Annotated in this window: 3 protein-coding genes; 1 reads left to right on the top strand and 2 read right to left on the bottom strand. The window is 64.7% G+C overall.

The features are described 5' to 3' along the window. Positions 1 to 200 precede the first annotated feature (200 nt). Together istB and istA are read right to left on the bottom strand one after the other, a co-directional pair. On the bottom strand, positions 201 to 1001 hold the full coding sequence (gene istB / locus WA317_RS16975) for an IS21-like element helper ATPase IstB (protein WP_425174138.1): 801 nt from the start codon (positions 999 to 1001) through the stop codon (positions 201 to 203). After that, entirely contained in the window at positions 998 to 2506 is a 1509-nt protein-coding gene (gene istA / locus WA317_RS16970) for an IS21 family transposase (RefSeq protein WP_425174137.1), read from the bottom strand. The genes istB and istA overlap by 4 nt, the downstream gene beginning before the upstream one ends. Positions 2507 to 2518: 12 nt before the next feature. On the opposite strand from istA, the gene WA317_RS16965 reads away from it, so the two are divergent. Continuing rightward, positions 2519 to 2797, top strand: a 279-nt coding sequence (locus tag WA317_RS16965; RefSeq protein ID WP_425174136.1) for a hypothetical protein, incomplete at its 3' end; no start/stop codon positions are given.

The following is a 2797-nucleotide window of genomic DNA, read 5'->3' as shown; positions in this document are numbered from 1 at the left end:
CGAGAAGCGTGACCGCCGATCGGACAGATCACCTGGGCAGAAGCGATGCCATGGCTCCGGTGGGCTTGGTCTGCCTGGACGTCTCGAAAGAGACCACATGTGACGGTCTCAAAAGATAGTCGCAGGTGTCAATGGCCAAGTAGAAGTCTCCGGTGGTGGCCAGATAAAAGTCCCCACCCCGTGCGGTAGTTCGGGTTGGTTCAGGTGTTCTCCTTTCGGTGCTGAGCTTCCTTCATGCGGTAGGACTGGCCGTCGGTGATGACGACGGTGGCGTGGTGCAGGAGGCGGTCGAGGATGCTGACGGCGGTGGTCTGTTCGGGCAGGAAGCGACCCCACTCTTGAAACGGCCAGTGCGAGCCGATCGCCAGGGATCGGCGTTCGTAGGCGCCGGCGACGAGACGGAACAGCAGTTGGGTTCCGGTGTCGTCGAGCGGGGCGAAGCCCAGTTCGTCGAGGATGATCAGGTCGACGCGCAGCAGGGATTCGATGATCTTGCCGACGGTGTTGTCGGCCAGGCCGCGGTAGAGGGTTTCGACGAGGTCGGCGGCGGTCAAGTAGCGGACCTTGTGCCCGGCGTGGATCGCAGCTATCCCGAGACCGATCAGGGTGTGAGACTTGCCGGTCCCAGCCGGTCCGATGATCGCCAGGTTGGTCTGTGCACGAACCCATTCCAGACTGGACAGGTAGTCGAACACCTTGGGCTGGATCGAGGAGGCAGCCACGTCGAAGGACTCCAGTGTCTTGGTGACCGGGAAACCAGCGGCCTTGAGCCGGTTGATGATGTTGGCGGCATCTCGGGCAGCCAGTTCGGTTTCGACCAGAGTCCGCAGCACTTCCTCGGGGGTCCAGCGCTGCGTCTTGGCGGTGAGCAGGACTTCGGGGGCGGTGCGCCGGACCGCTGCGAGTTTGAGCCGCCGCAACCCCGCATCGAGATCAGCGGCTAGTGCTGGAATAGAGAGCGGTGCAATGGGTTTAGATGCCTTCGCCGGTGTGGTTGTCATGAACTCACACCGCCATCGGCGGCCGGGGTGATCGTGTAGGCGTGCAGCGAACGCGTCGGGGCGACTGGCAGGTCCAGGATCAACGCATCACCGGCGGGGCGGGGCTGGGGTGTTCCCGCGCCGGCGGCCAGGATCGAGCGGACATCGGCGGCACGGAACCGCCGGAAGGCCACCGCCCGGTGCAGCGCCGCCACCAATGCCTGTTCGCCATGGGCAGCGCCCAGTGCCAGCAGGATCTCCAGCTCAGCACCGAGGCGGGTGTTGCCAATCGCAGCAGCCCCGACCAGGAACGCCTGGGCATCTTCGCCCAGTGCGCAGAACTGCTGCTCGATCGTGGTTCGCGGCCGAGGGCCCCGGTTCGGCGCCGGCCGTGGTCCGTCGTAGTGCGCGTCGAGGATGGAGGCGGTGCCGGGGGCGGCGAGTTCGTGTTCGGCCACGATCAGCCCGGTGCTGGGTTCGACGAGGCAGACTGCGCCGTGATCGAGTACCACGGCGACGCGGGCCCCGATCAGCCGGGTGGGCACTGAGTAGCGGGCCGAGGCGTACCGGACACAGGACAGTCGGTCGACCTTGCGGATCACCGAGGGCGCCCCGATCTGCAGGCGCAGCGACGGCAGTAATTGCAGCACTTCACGTTCGATGCGCAGCCGCTCGTCGGGGACTGCGCGGATCTCCGAGTGCACGGCCGCGTTGACTTCGGCGCACCACGTCCTGGCCGCGGCGTTGGCCGCCCGCACGTCGACACCAGTGCCGGTGATCGCGGCCTCGGTGAGCAGCGGCACCGCCAGGTCGCGCTGGGCGTAGCCACACAAGTTCTCCACGATGCCCTTGGATTCGGGATCAGATGCATGACAGAAGTCCGGTGCAAAGCCGTAATGGCTGGCCAGGCGGACGTATTCGGGTGTCGGTATGACGACGTTGGCGACCACGCCGCCCTTCAGACACGCCATCCGGTCGGCCAGCACCCGGGCCGGGACACCACCGATCCCGGCGAGTGCTTCGGCGATCAACGCCAAAGTCGTCGATGCCCGTTGATCGGTGGCGAACGCGACGAAGCGCCACCGGGAGAACGCCAGTACCGCGCAAAACAGAAACAGCCCCGGTGCTGCTTCGGCCCAGTCGATCACCAGATACTCACCCGGTGACCACACCGCCGGGCGGCGTCCCCGGTGATGCTCGTTGCGCCACAACGTCTTCGCTTCGGCGACCAGGCGGCGAAAGTTACGGCCCGAACCGTCATAGCCGGCAGCCCGGGCGATTGGCAACATCCGCTTGGCCGACATCCGACCTTGTGACTTCTTCACCCGTTCGGTGACCAGCTCGGCGACCGCATCGTAGTTACGAGCCCGCTCAGCACGAGGCAATGCGGTCTCGCCGGCCTCGAACTTCTCCACGACCCGTTTGACGGTCTTGTGGGTAGTGCCGCACAGCTGCGCGGCAGCCCGGTACGACCCGACCTGTTGATAGGCAGAAATGATGTCCATGCGGTCCCTCGCAGACTTCAATGGAACTCCCCGGTGGTGGCGATGAGTGGTTGGCACCTTCACCGTCACCACCGGGGCCCGCAGTTCCTGATCGACACGACGAACACGGAGTGGGGACTTTTATCTGGCCACCAGTGGCGACCTCCACTTGGCCACCAGTGGGGACTTTTTCATGGCCATGGACACGAGTTGGTCGGAATTTGTGAGCAGAAGTTCTCCCGCGATGCCGACGGTTACTTAGTCGTCGAAAATGTGCACTTACAACTGGTAAAGGAAGCCCAAAAAAAGGGCTTCGGCAAAGCGCTGTACGAC

The sequence above is a fragment of the Mycobacterium sp. genome (assembly GCF_049802695.1).
GTDB lineage: Bacteria > Actinomycetota > Actinomycetes > Mycobacteriales > Mycobacteriaceae > Mycobacterium.
This window is presented reverse-complemented; position numbering and strand designations above follow the sequence as displayed.

Excerpts from the sequence above, each read along its gene's own strand:
- istB (WP_425174138.1), bottom strand. The coding sequence starts at position 1,001 with ATGACAACCACACCGGCGAAGGCATCTAAACCCATTGCACCGCTCTCT.